This is a genomic window from Candidatus Brevundimonas colombiensis (assembly GCA_029202665.1).
In the GTDB taxonomy this organism is placed as follows: domain Bacteria; phylum Pseudomonadota; class Alphaproteobacteria; order Caulobacterales; family Caulobacteraceae; genus Brevundimonas; species Brevundimonas colombiensis.
Genome location: CP119326.1, coordinates 1652326 through 1669580, shown reverse-complemented (window position 1 = coordinate 1669580; position 17255 = coordinate 1652326). Strand labels below are relative to the sequence as shown.

General features: G+C 65.1%; 14 protein-coding genes. 3 read left to right on the top strand and 11 right to left on the bottom strand.

Annotated features, from left to right (window positions below; genetic code table 11):
* Positions 1-377: 377 nt before the first annotated feature.
* The 11 genes from P0Y50_07895 to P0Y50_07845 form a co-directional block, all read right to left on the bottom strand.
* Entirely contained in the window at positions 378-1988 is a 1611-nt protein-coding gene (locus P0Y50_07895) for an FAD-dependent oxidoreductase (GenBank protein WEK38476.1), read from the bottom strand.
* A 39-nt stretch (positions 1989-2027) separates the two neighbouring features.
* Entirely contained in the window at positions 2028-3590 is a 1563-nt protein-coding gene (locus P0Y50_07890) for a long-chain-fatty-acid--CoA ligase (GenBank protein WEK38475.1), read from the bottom strand.
* A gap of 9 nt (positions 3591-3599) precedes the next feature.
* Entirely contained in the window at positions 3600-4610 is a 1011-nt protein-coding gene (locus P0Y50_07885) for an NAD(P)-dependent alcohol dehydrogenase (protein ID WEK38474.1), read from the bottom strand.
* Positions 4607-5701 (bottom strand): CaiB/BaiF CoA-transferase family protein, encoded by a 1095-nt coding sequence (locus P0Y50_07880; protein ID WEK38473.1) that lies wholly within the window; start codon positions 5699-5701, stop codon positions 4607-4609. The genes P0Y50_07885 and P0Y50_07880 overlap by 4 nt, the downstream gene beginning before the upstream one ends.
* Positions 5701-6876 (bottom strand): acetyl-CoA C-acetyltransferase, encoded by a 1176-nt coding sequence (locus tag P0Y50_07875; protein WEK38472.1) that lies wholly within the window; start codon positions 6874-6876, stop codon positions 5701-5703. The genes P0Y50_07880 and P0Y50_07875 overlap by 1 nt, the downstream gene beginning before the upstream one ends.
* A 29-nt stretch (positions 6877-6905) precedes the next feature.
* Entirely contained in the window at positions 6906-8984 is a 2079-nt protein-coding gene (locus P0Y50_07870; GenBank protein WEK38471.1) for a 3-hydroxyacyl-CoA dehydrogenase NAD-binding domain-containing protein, read from the bottom strand.
* A 64-nt stretch (positions 8985-9048) separates the two neighbouring features.
* Positions 9049-9366: a 2Fe-2S iron-sulfur cluster-binding protein gene (locus P0Y50_07865; GenBank protein WEK38470.1), complete on the bottom strand. Its 318-nt coding sequence runs from the start codon at positions 9364-9366 to the stop codon at positions 9049-9051.
* A gap of 75 nt (positions 9367-9441) precedes the next feature.
* Entirely contained in the window at positions 9442-11745 is a 2304-nt protein-coding gene (locus P0Y50_07860) for a TonB-dependent receptor (GenBank protein ID WEK38469.1), read from the bottom strand.
* 547 nt (positions 11746-12292) lie between these two features.
* Positions 12293-12928, bottom strand: a complete 636-nt coding sequence (locus P0Y50_07855; GenBank protein ID WEK38468.1) for a TetR family transcriptional regulator — start codon at positions 12926-12928, stop codon at positions 12293-12295.
* Between the two features lie 135 nt (positions 12929-13063).
* Entirely contained in the window at positions 13064-13870 is an 807-nt protein-coding gene (locus P0Y50_07850) for an SDR family NAD(P)-dependent oxidoreductase (protein ID WEK38467.1), read from the bottom strand.
* Positions 13867-14334, bottom strand: coding sequence for a thioesterase family protein (locus P0Y50_07845; protein WEK38466.1), 468 nt, complete (start codon positions 14332-14334; stop codon positions 13867-13869). The genes P0Y50_07850 and P0Y50_07845 overlap by 4 nt, the downstream gene beginning before the upstream one ends.
* A gap of 141 nt (positions 14335-14475) precedes the next feature.
* On the opposite strand from P0Y50_07845, the gene P0Y50_07840 reads away from it, so the two are divergent.
* The 3 genes from P0Y50_07840 to P0Y50_07830 are packed head-to-tail and all read left to right on the top strand — an operon-like array spanning position 14476 to position 17230.
* On the top strand, positions 14476-15627 hold the full coding sequence (locus P0Y50_07840) for an acyl-CoA dehydrogenase family protein (protein ID WEK38465.1): 1152 nt from the start codon (positions 14476-14478) through the stop codon (positions 15625-15627).
* A 47-nt stretch (positions 15628-15674) separates the two neighbouring features.
* Positions 15675-16514 carry an SDR family NAD(P)-dependent oxidoreductase gene (locus P0Y50_07835; protein WEK41548.1) on the top strand — a complete coding sequence of 280 codons (840 nt, stop codon included), beginning with the start codon at positions 15675-15677 and terminating at the stop codon, positions 16512-16514.
* An 11-nt stretch (positions 16515-16525) separates the two neighbouring features.
* A complete protein-coding gene (locus tag P0Y50_07830) occupies positions 16526-17230 on the top strand; it encodes an NIPSNAP family protein (GenBank protein WEK38464.1) in 705 nt (234 codons plus the stop codon).
* Positions 17231-17255: the final 25 nt, after the last annotated feature.

Genomic DNA, 17255 nt, shown 5'->3' with positions numbered 1-17255 from the left:
GCTGGGCTCCACAGGCTTCAGCACCCCGGCGGAGATACGTCGGGCGGCGTCCTCAAGGGCTGTCGTCAGCCATTTGCGCCGGATCGATTCGCCATGGCTCCGGCCAGTGGCGCAGGCCACAGCGGGGCCGCCGACAAGGCGTCCGTGCAGGCGTGGCGGCGCTTAGGGCGACGCAAGGGACGGCGACGACCTTGGTCGCGAACGGCCGACAGGCGGCGAGGTCGGCGGTCGTCGGGGATCGGGGTCGGACGCCTGTGAACGCCCTTGTCGCCCGCCCTAAAAACAAGGAGTCGCGAGACGGCGCCCTGGTCGATGGCTCGCGCCCGAATGAGCGTGGCGGGCGTCCAGAACTGGACGCGCCGATCCTGCGATCTGGCTTATGCGGCGTCTGTCTCCCGCAGGATGATGTCGGCTGCACGCCAGGCCATGGCCATCGTCGGACCGTTCGTATTGCCTGAAGGGATTATCGGCATGACCGATGTGTCGATGACACGCAGCCCCTCGACGCCCCTGACCCGCAGGGCGGGATCAACCACCGACGCGGGGTCGCGGCCCATCCGGCAACTGCCGACGGCATGATAGCCGCAGGTGCCGAAGCGGTCATAGGCTTCGAGGATCTGATCATCGGTCTGATAGCCGGGCCCCGGCAGGGTCTCCTCGACGATCATATCGGCGATCGGCGCCTTGCCGGCCCAGTCGCGGACACCGCGGATAGCGCCGATCATCGCCAACCGATCCTGTTCGGTCGCTCGGTAGTTGGGTTTGAAGCTGGCCGGAACATTCTCGTCCAGGGTTTCGATATGGATGGAGCCCTGCGACGTCGGCCGCAGCGGATAGACCACGGCATTCATGCCGGGGAAGCGTTCCAGCGCGGTGCGCTGTTTCTCCATATCGAAGCTGTAGGGTGCGAGCAGCATCTGGACGTCGGGCCGGTTCAGGCCGGGCTGCGACTTGAACCAGCCGCCGATCTCATAGGCGGCCGACGCCATCGGACCATCGCCCGTGAGATAGTATTTGGCCACAGCTCGAAGCAGCCGCCATCCGCCGAATTCGCGGTTTTGGGAAAGACTGGCGGTTTTCAGCTTCCACTGCACGATCAGGCCGCGATGCTCGATCAGCCCCTCGCCCACCTCGGGGCTGTGATGGACGACCGTCACACCCAGCGCTTCGAGGCGGGACGCGTCGCCGATGCCCGATCGCTCAAGGACGCCCGGACTGGCCATTGCGCCGCCGCACAGAATGACTTCGCGTCGGGCATGGACCGTCTCCAGCGCGCCGCCGTGACGGATTTCAACGCCGGTCGCGCGTCCTGCCTCGAATACAACGCGGCGAACGGTGCGATCCGTCAGCACGGTCAGATTGGGACGTTTTTCCGCTGGCCGAAGAAAAGCGGTCGCGGCGCTCTGCCGCTTGCCGCGAAAAATCGTGCGCGGCGAATAGCCGAAGCGGGCGACGTCGTCCGGCTCGTTGATATCGGACTTGATGGCCCAGCCCATGGCGCGTGCCGCCAGGACCTGCGCCTCGCTGAGCCGATTGCGAATGGTGGGCATCGAGATTCGAAGCGGACCCTTTTCACCCCGCGTCGGCGCCGCCCCCAGCTCATGAGCCTCCAGGGCGCGGTAGGCCTCGGCGATGCGCGCCCAGCCCCAGTCGTCGCTGGTCTGTTCGGCGATCGCCTCGAAATCCGCCGGCTGGCCCCGCACATACATCATGCCGTTCACGGAGGACGAACCGCCCAGCACCCGGCCCCGCACCCAGGCCTCTGACTGTTGAGCCGTGGAAGCCTCGGGCTGGCTCATATGCACCCACAGGTGCGCAGGATCCGCCATTACCTTCGCCAGGCCCTTCGGCATGGTGATGTAGGGATGAGAGTCGCGCGGCCCGGCCTCGACGAGGGCCACCTTGATGGCCGGATTTTCGCTGAGCCGATAGGCCAGCACGCACCCGGCCGCCCCGGCGCCGACAATGACGTAATCAAAGTCCGTCATGCATTCCTCCCGGGACTTTGGCCCCTTTATCTATTCACATTAGGTAAGGGGGTCGGGCGTGGTCTGGCAAGCGGCGTAACGGGCGCGCAACTCGGTTTTCAGCACTTTCCCGGCGGTCGAAAGCGGCAAGGCGTCGAACACGGCCACGGTCTTGGGAATCTTGTAGCCCGCGATCAGCCTGCGGCAGTGCTGGCGCAGCGTCTCGGCCGTCGCCACGGCCCCCGGCTGGAGAACGACGACCGCATGCACCCGCTCGCCCCAGCGGTCGTCCGGCAAACCGATGACGGCCGCCTGAATGACGTCAGGATGGGCGGTCAGGGCGTTCTCGACTTCGGCCGAATAGACGTTCTCGCCGCCGGTCACGATCATGTCTTTCAGCCGATCGACGACGGTCACATAGCCCTGATCATCCATCCAGCCGACATCGCCGGTGTGCATCCAGCCGTCGCGCAGCGCCGCCAAGGTCTGATCAGGCACCCCCCAGTAACCCAGCATCACGCCGCCGCCCTTCGCCACGACCTCCCCGCGGTCGCCGCGCGGGACCTCCTGACCGTGCGGATCGACGATGCGGACTTCGGTCGATGTGGTGGCCCGCCCTGCCGACCGACCGCGACCCTGGCGCCGCGCCGCCTCGCTGTGATCGTCCGGCCCCAGCAGGGTCGCGATCGGAGACAGTTCGGTCATGCCATAGGCCTGAACAAAGGCGGCGCCAGGCAGCAATGTCATGGCCTGATCCAGCAGGGCGTCGTCGATGGACGAACCGCCGTAGACGATCCGCTCCAGGCTGTTCAACAGGCCCGGCGCAAAGCCGGGATCAGACAGAATGGCGCGCAGCATGGATGGCACCAGAAAGACGTCCGAAACCTGTTCGGCGCCCACGGTTTCGATGACCCGTGCTGGATCGAACGCGGGAAGGAAGACCTGCGTGGACCCCGCCATCAGCGAGGTGAACATCCCCGACAAGGCCCCGATGTGGAACAGGGGCGCGACATGCAGATAGCGGGCGCCGGGCCGGGCGCCCGGAAACGCCAGATAGCCGTTCGCCGAGGAAAGCAGATTGACGTGGCTGAGCATGACGCCCTTTGGCCGACCTGTGGTGCCGCCGGTGTAGAGGATGGCCGCCAGCGTCTCGCCGGACGCCCGGACGTCTTCCGGACCAGGCGCGTCCGCGATCCAGCGCTCGAAGGCGATGACGTCTCCGCCGGGCGCGCCGCCCCGCTGAACCACGATGTCCAGGCCGGGCGCCGCCTCCCTGATTGCCGGAATCAAGGCGGAGAACCGATCCTCGACGATCAGCAGGCGCGTTTGGCAATCCTCGAGGGAAAAGGCGATCTCAAGCGGCGACCAGCGCGTGTTGACCGGATTTATGACGGCGCCTGCCCAGAACACACCCAGCACATAGTCCAGATGAATGTCGCCGTTGCTGGCCAGCAAGGCCACACGATCGCCGGGCCTCACCCCCGAACGGACCAGGGCCCCGGCAAAAGCTCGGGCCGCCGTTGCGACTTCGGCCCAGTCGCGCCTGCGGGCGCCGTCGATCGAGGCCAGGGCGTCGGGCGCGCGTTGAACCAGGCGGTGAAGAGATTGGGTTCCATAAACCATGGCGCGCGATCAGACTTCCACCACGATCTTTCCGAAATGCTTCTGGCGGGCCAAGGCCTCAATCGCCTCGTGCGTCGTCTCGAGGTTGAAGACGCTGTCGATGACCGGCCGATATCCGCAATGCTCGACGCCCCTGCACATGGCCTGAAGATCGGCTGTCGAGCCCACGGTGACGCCGCGCAGGGTGGCGTTTCGCGCCATCACGCGGTTCAGCGGGAAATCCGGGGCGCTCAGGCCGGTCAGCACGCCGATGACCGACAGATGCCCCCCCGTCTTCACCGCCCTGACGGCTTCGCCCAGGGTCGCGCCCCCTCCCACATCGACGATCAGGTCCGCCCCCTGCCCGTCGGTCGCATCGATCACGGCCCGCGACCATTGCGGGGTCCGACGATAGTTGACGAGGATGTCGGCGCCGAGCGCGCGGGCCCGCTCCAGCTTCTCGTCCGAGGACGAGGTTATGATCGTTCGTGCGCCCAGCATCTTGGCAAAGCCCAGGGCGAACAGGGAAACGCCCCCCGTGCCCTGAATCACGACCGTCTGACCGGGACGGATGCCCGCCTCGACGACTACGCTGCGCCAGGCGGTCAGTCCCGCGCATCCCAGGGTTGCGATCTCCTGGTGACTGAGATGGCTCGGCGCGCGGGCGACGGCCTGGGCCGGCACGCAAAGATGGGACTGCAGCGTCCCATCCAGATGATCGCCCAGGATCCGCCCCAGCGCCCGTCGGGTCGGCGGTCCGCTGCGCCATTCCAAAAAGAAGCTTGGAATCACCGCATCGCCGACATGGAATCCCTCAACGCCGGGCCCAAGGGCCTCCACGGTCGCCGAAGAGTCTGAGAAGGGCACGCGAGGCACCGGCAGCCCCGGCAAACCGCCCCGCACCCCGATCATGTCATGATAGTTGACGCTGGTGGCATGGACGCGCAGCAGCAGTTCGCCGGGCCCGGGTTCGGGCATCGGCTGGACCAGCACCGGCGAGAGGCGACCGTCGCCGACGACCTGACGCGCTCTGCGGGTCATGACGCCACCTGCTGGGACAGACCCTGGACCAGGACCTGATCGGCGCCGGGCGTCGGCGGAGGGGTGGGCGCGGCGCACGGCGTTGCGGAGTAACGGGGCGCGGGCGCGGGCTGAACCACGCCGCCGACGTCGATGAAGACGTTGCGGGCGCGATTATGCGGATGCTGGACGGCCTCGGCGAAACCAAGCACGGGCAGACAGCAGGCGTCCGTGCCTTCCAGCAGGGTCGACCAGTCTGCGCGGGTGCGGGTGCGGAAGATCGCGGCCAGCGCCGCCTTCTGTTCGGGCCATCGGCTGGGATCGTCCTGGCTGTCCAGATCGCGCCGATCGGCGATCCCGACGCGTGCGCGAAACTCGGCATAGAACTGGGGTTCGATGGCCCCCAGCGCGACATGGCCGCCGTCGGCGGTCTCGTAGGTGTCATAGAAGGGCGCGCCCGTGTCGAGCAGGTTGACGCCGCGCGCATCACGCCATTCGCCCTGGGCTCGAAAGCCCCACATCATCGCCATCAGCAGGGCCGAACCGTCCGTCATGGCGCAGTCGACCACCTGCCCGGATCCGCCCATTCGAACATGCAGCAAGGCGGCCGTCATGCCGAACGCCAGCATCATGGCGCCGCCGCCGAAGTCTCCGGCCAGATTGATGGGAGGCGTGGGCTTGTCGCCCTCCCGGCCGCACGCCGCGAGGACGCCCGAGAGCGCGATATAGTTGATGTCGTGGCCGGCGGCCGACGCCAGAGGTCCATGCTGGCCCCAGCCCGTCATGCGCCCATAGATCAGCTTGGGATTGTCGGCCAACAGGATGTCGGGCCCCAGGCCCAGACGCTCCATGACGCCCGGCCGGAAGCCTTCGATCAAGCCGTCGGCTGAGCGGCAAAGATCGCGCACCCTGTCCCGATCTTCGTCGGACTTCAGATCGAGAACCACCGACCGACGTGATCGCAGCAGGGGATCCGTCGGGTTGGCGACGGCGCCGGGCCGCTCTATGCGAATGACCTCGGCGCCATGGTCGGCCAGCATCATCGCCGCGAACGGCCCTGGGCCGATGCCGGCGAATTCGATGATCCTGAGTCCCGACAGCGGCCCGGCCATTACAGGGCTTCCAGGATTGTCACATTGGCGACGCCGCCGCCTTCGCACATGGTCTGAAGTCCATATCGCCCGCCGCGCGCGCGAAGGGCGTGGATCAGGGTGGTCATCAGTCGGGCGCCCGAAGCGCCGAGCGGATGGCCCAGGGCGATGGCGCCGCCGTTGACGTTCAATCGATCCGGGTTGCCGTCCAGGGCCTGAAGCCAGGCGAGCGGGATGGGCGCGAAGGCCTCGTTCACCTCATAGAGATCGATCTGATCCAGCGAGAGACCGACGCGCCGCAGAGCCTTGCGTGTCGCCGGTATCGGCTCTTCCAGCATGATGACGGGATCCCCCGCCGTCACCGTCAGCCCATGAATGCGGGCCAGCGGCGTCAGCCCATGGGTCTTCAGGGCGCGCTCGCTCACGACCATGACGCCTGCAGCGCCGTCGCATATCTGGCTGGCGGTGGCGGGGCTGATGCGACCGCCCTCCTGAAGAGGCTTGACCGCGCCGATGCTTTCCAGCGTGGCGTCGGGACGCACCCCCTCGTCCCTGACGTGCTGGCCGCGGACGCCGTTTTCGTCCTCGATCGTCAATGCCGTGATCTCGGCGTCGAACCGTCCGGCCTCCTGTGCGGCAGCGGCTCGGCGGTGACTTTCCAGTGCGAACTGGTCCAGACGTTCGCGCGACAGACCGTATTTCTCGGCGATCCGTTCCGCGCCGGAGAACTGGCTGAACTCGGCGACGCCATAGCGTTCCAGAATTCGCGGCGACCACGCCCCTTGGCTGAGACCGTGCTGAGCGGGCAACCAGGCCGCCATGCCCATCGGCACGCGTGTCATGCTTTCGACGCCTGCGGCGATCACGATGTCCTGCGTACCGGACATCACAGCCTGGGCGGCGAAATGCACGGCCTGCTGAGATGATCCGCACTGACGATCGATGGTGACCGCCGGCACGCTGTCGGGCAGGCTTGAGGCCATGACGGCGCTACGCCCGACCTGCATGCTCTGCTCGCCGACTTGTCCGACGCACCCCATGACGACGTCATCCACCGCCGCCGGATCAAGACCGGTGCGCGCGATCAGCGCGTCCAGAACAGCGCCGCCCAGGTCAGACGGGCGCCAGTCTTTCAGCCGGCCGTTGCGCCGGCCTCCGGCTGTGCGGGTGGCGGCGACGATATAGGCTTCGGGCATCGATCGATCCTGCAACAAATGGGAGGGGTTCAGTCGCGAACGAAGCGGCGGCCTTCGGCCGCATACCGTTCCAGAAGGGGAGACAGGACGATCGCCTCACCTGCCGCGATCCGCGCCTTAAGACGGTCGACGATCCCCTGGAGGCCCACGGTGTCGCCCCAGAACATCGGCCCGCCCTGATAGACAGGCCAGCCATACCCCGCCACCAGAGCCATATCGATGTCGGAGGCCCGCAGGGCGATCCCTTCGTCGAGAAGGCGCACGCTCTCGTTCACGACCGGGTCAAGCAGTTCGTTCAGCAACTCCGCGTCGGATCTGGGCCGCTGCGATACGCCCGCGCGGGCACGGATCGTCTCGATCGCTTCGACGGCCGCCCTGGATGGCTCGACCTGTCCTTGCGGCCCATATTCGTAGTATCCGATCCCGGTCTTCTGTCCCCAATGCCCCGCCTCGCACAGGATTTCCTGGACCGTGCGTCCGGCGCTGGCCTCGCGATCCCAGCCGATGACGTCCAGCCCGACCAGGTCCATCATGGCGAAACTGCCCATCGGGAAGCCGTAGACTTCCAGCACGCGATCGATGTCCCTGGGCCAGGCGCCTTCCAGAATCAGGCGATCGGCCGCCTCGCCGCGACGCGCCATCACCCGATTGGCGATGAAGCCGTCGCAAACGCCCGACAGAACCGCCACCTTGCCCAGGCGACGGCCGAGCGCCATGGCCGTGACCAGAACAGCATCTGACGTCTTCGCCCCGCGTACGACCTCAAGCAATCTCATGATGTTGGCGGGCGCGAAGAAGTGAAGACCGACCACGTCCTGGGGACGCGAGACCACGGAAGCGATGGCGTCCAGATCCAGGAACGACGTGTTGCTGGCCAGAACGGCGCCCGGGCGCGCCAAGGCGTCGATCTCCTTGAAGACACCCTGTTTGAGGTCCAGCCGTTCGAACACGGCTTCGATGATCAGATCGACCTGTCCCACGGCTGTCAGGTCGCTGGACGCGGTAAGGGCGCCAAGACAGGCCTGAGCCTTCTGCTGGGTCAATCGTCCCTTCCTGACCAGATCCTGGTATGTCCGGTCGATACGCGCCACGGCCTTGTCCAGCGCCTCTGTCGCGCGATCGATCAGCGTCACCGCGATCCCCGCGGACAGCAAGGCGATCGCGATGCCCGTCCCCATCGTCCCGGCGCCGATCACGGCGGCGCTCTGTATGTCCAGAGGTCTGACGTCGGCGGCCAAGCCGGGAATTTTGGAGACGGCGCGCTCGGCGAAGAAAATATGGCGTTGCGCGGCCGATTCATCGCTGGCCATCAAGGCGTTGAAAAGCTCGCGTTCGCGCTCAAGGCCAGCGTCGAAGGAACGGTCGGTCGACGCCTTGACGGCCAGCAGAATATGCCCCGGCGCCTTGAACCCGTTGAACAGCTTGGGATTACGCGCCTGATAGGCCTCGGCCGCCGCCTCGGCCGCTTCCGGCGTCAGATCCACCGAAAGATCGCGCGCGCGTCTCAGGGGCGCGCCATCGCTGGCTAGATCGCGCGCATAGTCGACGGCCGACTCCAGCAGATCGCCGCCTTCGACCACACGATCGATCAGTCCCATCGCCAGGGCGCGCTCGGCATCGACAGGCGCGCCGGCTGCGATGAGTTCGATCGCCGCCGCGACGCCGACCAGCCTGGGCGTCCGCTGCGTCCCGCCTGCCCCAGGCAGAAGCCCCAGGCTGACTTCAGGCAATCCCACCTTCGCGCCGCGCGCGGCGATCCGGTAGTGGCAGGCCAGGGCCAGTTCAAGCCCGCCTCCCAAGGCCGTGCCGTGCAGTGCGGCGACGATGGGGACGGAGGCGGCCTCCATGATTTCGAACACCTGGTTCAGATCCGGCGCCGAGAGGGGGCGACCAAACTCCGAGATGTCGGCGCCTGCGCAGAAGGTGCGACCCGCGCAATGCAGAACCACGGCGCGGACGTCGGGATCGCCAAGCGCCTGGCGCAAGGCCAGGCTGACGCCTTCCCGAACGGGCTGCGACAGGGCGTTCACAGGCGGCGAATCGATGATGACGACAGCGACGTTCTGACGATGATCGAGGCTGACGACGGAGTTGATTGAGGAGGACACGATTAAATCTCATGGCGACGTCCGACGACGCCGTTGGAAGGAATGGCGAGAGGTCGACGGGCTTTCAGTCTTCGGGGGCGATGGTCACACGCAGCCCCTCGAGATCGGGACCGAACGGGATTTGACACGACAGCCGCGAGTTCGCGGCGCGATGCTCCGAACTGTCGAGAAGATCGCTTTCGGTCTCGCTGAGTTCAGGAAGGCGGTCCAGGTCGGCCTCGTCGACATAGACGTGGCAGGTCGCGCAGGAGCAGGAGCCGCCACACAGGGCCAAAACCTCATCGAAGCCCGCCCGACGCAGCGTCTCCATCAGACTGCGCCCCCCTTCGCCTTCGACCTGGTGCTGGACGCCGTCGCGTGACGTCACCGTGAGTTGGGGCATCAAGACTGTTTCTGTTCTTCAAAATCGGTTGAGCGGGAAGACAGCGCAGGGATGGCCCTGCGCTGTCCTGGGTGATCAGAACTTCCAGGCGAACTCGATCAGGACCTCGCGCGGGTTGTCCACAAAGGCCGACATGTCGGCGACGACGCCCGAGGTCGTGCCCGTCCCCGTGCCGCCGGCGAACGGAATGTCGTTTGCGGCCGCGACGACCAGTTCGTCGGTGAGGTTGCGTCCGATCAGGGACACGGTCCACCGCTCGTCCGGCGCCACGAGACTGATCGACGCATCGACCTTGTAGAAGCCGTCCTGAACCGCATCGGGCCGCAAGGCGTCCGAGAAGTTGTAGGAGGAGGTGTAGCTGACGTCGCCGTTGACGCGCAGCATGACCCCCGACCCCGTCACCGAACGTTCGAAGGTGCTGCCGAGACGTGCGGCGAATTCCGGCGCCTTGGGCGGCCTTTGGCCATCATAGTCCTGACCGTTGAAGACGCCGCCCGCCGGCAACAGGTTGCAGCCGCCAGCGACCGTCTGGCCCGAATAGCACTGGCCGATGTAGTTGCGATACTCCGCGTCGTTCCATGCGGCCGAGCCGCGTAGGCTCAGACCGTCGATGGTGGGCATGCGATAGCTGAAGTCCGCCTCGATCCCTTGCGTCAGCAGTTCGCCCGCGTTCCCGGCTGTCAGCGACACCGTTGCGGGATCGAAGAACTGCACCTGCAGATCGGAATAGATGTATCGATAGGCGGTGATGTTGAAGCTGAGATTGCGGGCGAACGCCAGGGTGCGAAGACCGACCTCGCCGCCCTCGGCCGTTTCGGCGCCGAAGCGTCCCGCTGCGACGGTCGACGCCGGGGTCAGCACCTGCGAGATGTTGTAGCCGCCCGCCTTGAACCCCTGCTTGTAGGCCGCATACACCGTGGTGTCGCGGCTCGGCTTGTACCGAAGGGTGACCTCGGGCGAGAAGTTGGAGTCGTCGTAGCTATCCTTCAACTCGAGCCCGCCCGTGAAGGCGGCAGCAAAGGCGCTATGGGCCGCCAGGGAGCGCTGGTAGCTGTCACGCTCTTCCCAACTGTAGCGGCCGCCGGCGCTCAGCTCCCACCGTTCGGAGAAGTTGTACGTCCCCTGCAAGAACAGCGATCGGGAATCCGTATCGAACCCGTTATCGCGACTGAAGGTCGTATAGGTGTTCGTCGTCGGATCCAGCGGCACGGGGAAGATGTAGGCGTCCGTGTTGAACTCGAACTCGCCGTGCGCCCAGAAGCCGCCGAACAGCAGATTTAGCGGCCCGTCGAACTTGGTCTGAACCCGCACCTCCTGGGAGGTCTGCTTGAAATCCGCGAACTGGCTGAAGCTCGCCGGATAGCCTTCGCCGGACACATTGCTCAGGTCCGTCTGGCGGAAGTGATAATAGCCGGTGACCGAGGTGACATCGAACTTGTCCGCCTCGTAGCTGCCGGTCAGCACGGCGTACTGGGATGCGAAATCGCCGTACATCTTGCCGTCACGCGCCCAGCGGTAGTTGGCGTTCACCACATCGGAGGGCAAAGAGGCGCTGTCGGAACGACCGTCGATCCGGCAGTCGGCGTTCGGGCTCGGCGGGACGCCGTTGGCGGACAAGGGCGTCGTGCGCCCGCCGCCGCAGAGACGTTCGACGATGTCTGTCGGACCGCCGTCCTTGACGGAGGTGGCGCCGGCCTTGAACTTCACATTCAGAGCCGAGCTTGGATCCCAGTCCAGGCTCAGGCGGGCGCTGGCGCTTTCGGACCCGCCACGGCGGGCTCCCGTGCTGGTGCGGACCTGGCCGGGGATCGGCGTCGGATAGGTCTCGGCGGCCGTGTTGGTGAACGCCCCCTCGCTGTCCGACAGACGAGCCGCCAGCCGCGCCCGCAGCGTGTCGCTGATCGGACCGGAAACATAGGCCTCGCCATACTTGTCGCGCGCCTCGAACCCATAGCCTACGCGTGCGCCAGCCTGGAAATTCGACGTCGGATTGTTGGAGGCGATGCTGATCAGGCCGCCGGTGGTGTTCTTGCCAAAGAACAGGGCCTGTGGTCCGCGCAGAACCTCGACGCTTTGAATGTCGAACTGCGGCAGACTGATCTCGCGTCCGCGGCTCATCGGGAGGCCGTCGATGACGAAGGAAACCGACTGGTCAAAGCCAGCCGACAAGGCCGTGGAGCCGACGCCGCGCAGGAAGATGCTGGCCGACGAACCCGACGCGGCCTTGCCCGCCACCATCGACGGCACCATGGTCGCCAGATCACTGACCGTCGTCACGGCATAACCGTCCATGGCCTCGGCGCTGACGGCGGTGACCGCCACGGGAACATCGAGCAGACGCTCATCCTTTCGACGAGCCGTGACGAGAATCTCGTCCAATTGCGTCGGATTTTGCGGGTTGGCCTCCGCGGTTCTGGTGTTGTCGACGACGTCCTGCGCCGCCGCAGACCCCGCCGAACACGCAGCCGCCAATGCAACCCAGGCCGCACCCGCGCAAAGATATGCCTTGCCTCTCATTTCACCCTCCCAGACGCCGATTTTTCTCGGCTTATCGATGGCAGTTTAGACCTCCGTTCAGGCCTGAGGTCAAATTGTTTTAATCGATTGATTAGTTTCAGGCTCAGCCCGAACGCCAACCGCCCGGCGCGACGCCCTTAGGCCGGCCATTCCGCGAAGCGAAGATGGCCTCCCTTTTGCATTGAGGTTTAGTCTTGGCGCGTCCCTCATCCTCAGAGATGGGACCGGCAAAGCGGCTCTAGACGTCGTGGGTGGAGTTGGTACAGCCAACTCAGCTTCGGTTTTATTCCCAGCACGGGTGCTGTGCGGCAGCGCCGGCTATCACATCCTCCATAAAGGCCTTTTTGGCCCCTTCAGGAAAACCTGATTCCGTTAGATTACGGTCGCAAGCGCCGCCGTCGTATGCGCGTCACGGCTTCGCCAGGATTCCGCCGAAGCAGAGGTCGATTACATGCTGCGCATAGGCCTGTTTGGTCTCTTCGGTCAGGCGCTCGATGCCGAGGGTCGTGGGGATGGAGTAGGAGGCGTAGAAGATATGCTCGCACGCGCCGACAGTGCTGTAATACAGCATGCCTGGGTCCACCGACCGGAAACGTCCTTCGTCGACGCCCTGACTGACGATCCGCCGGTAGGCGTCGATCATCGGCTCGACGAAGATTTCGGCCACTCTTTGGGCCGAAGCCGGCTGGCCCTGGACGATCATATAGTTGATCAGCCGGTTGATATAGGGTGACCGGTAGTAGGTGTTGATGATCCCCTTAATATGGATTTTCAGCTTCTGCTCGGCGGAAATCGGCATGTCGACGAGCTCCGAAAGCGCCTCCATCGACGCCTCGGCGTCCCGCTCCAGGACAGCCATGAACAGGCCCTCCTTGCTGCCGAAGTAGTATTTGATCAGCGCCGAATTCAATCCGGATCGCACGGCGATCTCGCTCAGCGACGTATCGGGAATAGACTTCTCTGACAGCAGTTGGGCGGTCGCAGAGATCAGCGCCAGCCGGGACTCCGGCCTAACCGCCTTCTCCAATCTGCTTTTCAACGCCATTGCATCGCAACCTCAGTGTCAAATCGGGGTAACCGTTTGACTAAATTACGTCAACATCTATGGGCCCCAAGCTTGGCTCCAGGCGCGCCGAGCGCTTAATCATGTGATTTTGTCGGGCGAGACATCCCCAACCTGTTAAGCGGGTTCGTCGCTCGCCACAGGCTTGTTGGAAGAATAGGCGCCGCAGCTCCAACCGCCGTCGACCACGAGTTCCGTCCCCGAGATGTAGCCGGCCTCCCGCCCCAGGAGAAAGGTGGTAGCCGAGGCGACCTCTTCTGGTTCGCCGACACGATTCATGGCGACTTCGGGAAACCGGTCGGCGAAGGCGCCTTTCGACCCGCGGCTGAGATCGGCGAACATCTTGGTGTTTATCGCTCCTGGGTGGACCGAGTTCACCCGGACGCCAAACGGACCCAGTTCCTTGGCCGCCGTGCGCGTTAGTCCCCGCAGTCCCCACTTCGCCGTCACATAGGCCCCTTGTCCAGCGCGGCCCATCAGGCCGGCGATGGAGGAGACGTTCACGATAGCCCCCCGGCGGGCGGCCTTCATGCTCGGCGCGACAGCCCGGATGCCCAGCCATGGCCCCAGCAGATTGATGTCAAGAACCTGATGGAAGACGCTTTCCTCAGTCTCGTCCAATCGGCCTGTCGCATAGATGCCCGCATTGTTGACCAGGCCGTCGATCCGACCATGCGCCTTGAGCGTCGTCTCCGCGAGCGTCGCCCAGTCCGCGGCCGAGGCGACATCCAGACGAGAAAAGGAAGCGGTCCTTCCAAGACTGCGGGCGACATCTCGGCCCATCTCTTCGTTGATGTCCGCCAGGATCACCACAGCGCCATCTGCACATAGCCGTTCCGCCGTTGCGCGTCCCATCCCCTGACTGGCCCCGGTTACGATGACCACGTCGGGAGAACTGGAGGGAGAGCTTGCGGCGCCCGTCATGCGCTTTCGCCGTTCTGGCTCGTCATCGCGCGAAGAAGCCTGGCCCGGATTGGGTCTGGCAGGCGCACGGCCGCCTTCCCAGCGACATAGGCGAAGGTGGCGTCGCAAAGCGAGACTGGCTTGTCGTCCTGGGTCGCCAACTGATGCGTCGAGAAGGATTTCTCGCCCACGCGCACAACCGCATTGTGAATGACGATAGGGGCCGGATAGTGGGTCTCGGCGATGAAATCGATCTTGAGAGACGCGACCATCATCACTCCCTCGGCGCCGATGTCGTCGCGCGCCTGCGGAGCCGTCCAGACGCCATAATCCATGTAGAACCGCGTCCGACCGTCCTCGTAAACAGCCGCGAGCGCCAGGTTGTTGATGTGGCCCAGATCGTCGACATCGGCGTAACGTGAGGCGATCTCGACAGCATGCGGGTAATAGTCGAGCCTGAATCGCCGAAGATCGTGTCTGTCCATTACGGCCCCTTCTTCATTCGGTTATGACCCTCTCGTGAGGCGCGAAGCAGTCCCCTCCGCAGGTGACTCCGCCGTGCGATATCTTGACCTAGTGCGATTAGACTTGGCGCGGCGCGCCGCGCTGCAAGGATAAGTCCAAAGATGACTGTCACCGACCTTTCCCGCCCCCGTTTCCTTGAAGACGAGGACGTGTCGATCTTCGAGCGTTCCGTCATCCGCTTCTTGGACGATCAGATCGACGAGACGGTCATTCAACGGTGGCGAGACCAGAAATCGGTGGGCCGCGAAATCTGGCGCGAAGCCGGCGCGGCAGGTCTTCTTGGCGTCAGCGTGCCGGAAGCCTACGGTGGCTCAGGGGGTGATTTCCGCCACGAGGTCGCGATCATCCAGGCGGTGTGCCGCATCGGCGCCGAGGCCTTTGCGATCGCCGTCCATAACCCGGTCGTGCTGCCCTATCTGGTGGAGTTCGGCACGGAAGCTCAAAAACAGAAGTGGCTGCCGGACCTGTGCACCGGCGACCGCATCAGCGCGATCGCCATGACGGAGCCTGCCGCCGGGTCCGACCTGCGGGGCATGCGCACGACCGCCAAGAAGGTTGGCGACACCTATGTTCTGAGCGGGCAGAAGACCTTCATCACCAATGGCCAGCTGAGCGACTTCATTCTGGTGGCGGCGAAAACCGAAGGCGGCATCTCTCTGTTCGTCGTGGAGCCGGACAAGGTGGAAAGCGGCTTCGAGCGGGGGCGCAACCTCGACAAGATCGGACTGGAGGGCCAGGACACATCCGAACTGTTCTTCGACAACCTCGTCCTGCCGGCGGAAAACCTTCTGGGCGAGCAGGAAGGTCAGGGCCTGCGTCAGCTGATGGCCAAACTCGCCCAGGAACGCATCGTCATCGCCTGGCAATCCATGGCCATGATCGAACGCGCCCTTTCCGAAACAATCGCCTATGTCCGCTCGCGCGAGATGTTCGGACAGACTCTGGCGGACTTCCAGAACACCCAGTTCAAGCTCGCCGAATTCAAGACCGAGGCGACCATAGCCAAGGTCTTCATCAACCACTGCACGGAGCTTCTCCTGGAAGGCAGTCTGGATGGGGACAAGGCGTCGATGGCGAAATACTGGATTTCGGACCTGCTGGGCAAGATCGTGGATGGATGCCTGCAGTTCTACGGCGGCTACGGCTTCATGAAGGAATACCCCATCGCCCGCATGTATCAGGATAGCCGAATCCACCGCATTTATGGCGGCGCCAACGAGGTCATGAAGCTTCTTATCGCCAGGAACCTGTGACCTCGCCCGCCACGGATCCGCGCCTGTTTCAGGCCGAGATCATCGCCGTGACAGGCGGCGGATCCGGCCTGGGCCGGCGATACTGCCTTGATCTCGCTGCTGCTGGCGCGCGGGTTCTTGTGGTCGGGCGAGGAGACAATGTCCACACGACCGCCGCGGCGATCCGCGACGCCGGCGGCGACGCCCGAGCCTGCCGGGCGGCTGTGGACGACGGCGCGACCGTCGTCGCAGCCGCGCTCGACTGGGCTGGAAGACTGGATGGTCTGGCGCTGAACGCCGGTCACGTCCAGGATCGCAGCTTCGCAAAGATGAGCACAGACGAATGGCGCGACGTGATCCAGGTTCACCTCAACGCGGCCTTCGCCCTCGCCTCGGCGGCTTGGCCGCATCTGGCCGCCGCCCCTGCCGGACGCCTGGTCTTGACGACTTCAGGCGCGGGCCTTCATGGCAACTTCGGACAGGTGAACTACGCGGCCGCCAAGGCCGGTCTCATCGGCCTCATGAAGACTTTGTCCATCGAGGGCGCACGCCATGGAATCAAGGTCAATGCGGTCGCTCCTATGGCGGCGACGGCGATGACCAACGGGATATTCGATCAACAGGTCGCCGCCGCCCTGTCCGACGAGGGCGTGTCGCCGTTCGTGATGGCGCTGCTTCACCCCGGCTGTGAAATATCCGGGCAGATTCTCGAGGTTGGAGCGGGTTGGGCGGGCGTCGTTCGCTGGCAGCGCTCGCAAGGCCTGCGCGTCGGCGCAGGAGCGGCCGGCGCCGCCGAAGTTCTAGCCGGATGGGACCAACTGCTTGATTTCGAACGCGGCTCCGATCATCCGACCTCGGTCCGCGACAGTCTGCGCGGTGCCCTTCCCCATCTGTTTCCCACAGCGTAGCCAGAGCGCCGATGTTCTTTGAATTCAGACTCTACAAAGTCGTCGGCGGGCGGATGAAGGACATCCACGGCCGCTTCCGTGACAAGCTGCCCCCGCTCTTCGCGCGCCACGGCATCCGCAACATCGGATGTTGGACCGCCCTCTCAAGCCCTGCCGGACCGACGTGGGTCTATCTGCTCGCCTATACCTCCCTCGCCGAACGCACCCATCAATGGGACAGCTTCTATGCGGACCAGGATTGGTGGAAGGCGCGTTCGGAGACCAACGATGGCGAGGAAATGGTGGAGCGTTTCGACACCCACTTCCTGACACCGAACCCCGTATTGGAGATTCCACGGCCCGACCCCGCCTCGCCAGGACTGGACGAACTGCGCTTTGTCGAGATCGCCCTGGGGCAGACAGCGGCCGCCAACACCTTGTTGCGTGACGTCTATCTGCCAAAGATCGTAGCTTCAGGCGGCAGGCCGAGGCTGGTGGCCGACGCCCTGACCGGCCCAAGCCTGCCGCGCGTCGCCCTGCTCATTCGGTGGCCGGATGCGGAGGTCTGGGCCGCCGCCCGCGAGGCCGAGGAACGCGACCAGACTCTTTCGAGCCTCGCGAAAGACCAGCGGGCTTCGATCGGCCGGACCCTCCTGGGCCGCTCAGAAACCTATCTGCTCCGGCCTGCGGAATGGATCACCGCAGGGCTTTGGGACTGGATCCACGTCCCGGCGTGAAGGGACAGGCACGCAGCGACGCGAC

Excerpts from the sequence above, each read along its gene's own strand:
- P0Y50_07895 (WEK38476.1), bottom strand. The coding sequence starts at position 1,988 with ATGACGGACTTTGATTACGTCATTGTCGGCGCCGGGGCGGCCGGGTGC.
- P0Y50_07890 (WEK38475.1), bottom strand. The coding sequence starts at position 3,590 with ATGGTTTATGGAACCCAATCTCTTCACCGCCTGGTTCAACGCGCGCCC.
- P0Y50_07885 (WEK38474.1), bottom strand. The coding sequence starts at position 4,610 with ATGACCCGCAGAGCGCGTCAGGTCGTCGGCGACGGTCGCCTCTCGCCG.
- P0Y50_07880 (WEK38473.1), bottom strand. The coding sequence starts at position 5,701 with ATGGCCGGGCCGCTGTCGGGACTCAGGATCATCGAATTCGCCGGCATC.
- P0Y50_07875 (WEK38472.1), bottom strand. The coding sequence starts at position 6,876 with ATGCCCGAAGCCTATATCGTCGCCGCCACCCGCACAGCCGGAGGCCGG.
- P0Y50_07865 (WEK38470.1), bottom strand. The coding sequence starts at position 9,366 with ATGCCCCAACTCACGGTGACGTCACGCGACGGCGTCCAGCACCAGGTC.
- P0Y50_07855 (WEK38468.1), bottom strand. The coding sequence starts at position 12,928 with ATGGCGTTGAAAAGCAGATTGGAGAAGGCGGTTAGGCCGGAGTCCCGG.
- P0Y50_07850 (WEK38467.1), bottom strand. The coding sequence starts at position 13,870 with ATGACGGGCGCCGCAAGCTCTCCCTCCAGTTCTCCCGACGTGGTCATC.
- P0Y50_07845 (WEK38466.1), bottom strand. The coding sequence starts at position 14,334 with ATGGACAGACACGATCTTCGGCGATTCAGGCTCGACTATTACCCGCAT.
- P0Y50_07840 (WEK38465.1), top strand. The coding sequence starts at position 14,476 with ATGACTGTCACCGACCTTTCCCGCCCCCGTTTCCTTGAAGACGAGGAC.
- P0Y50_07830 (WEK38464.1), top strand. The coding sequence starts at position 16,526 with ATGTTCTTTGAATTCAGACTCTACAAAGTCGTCGGCGGGCGGATGAAG.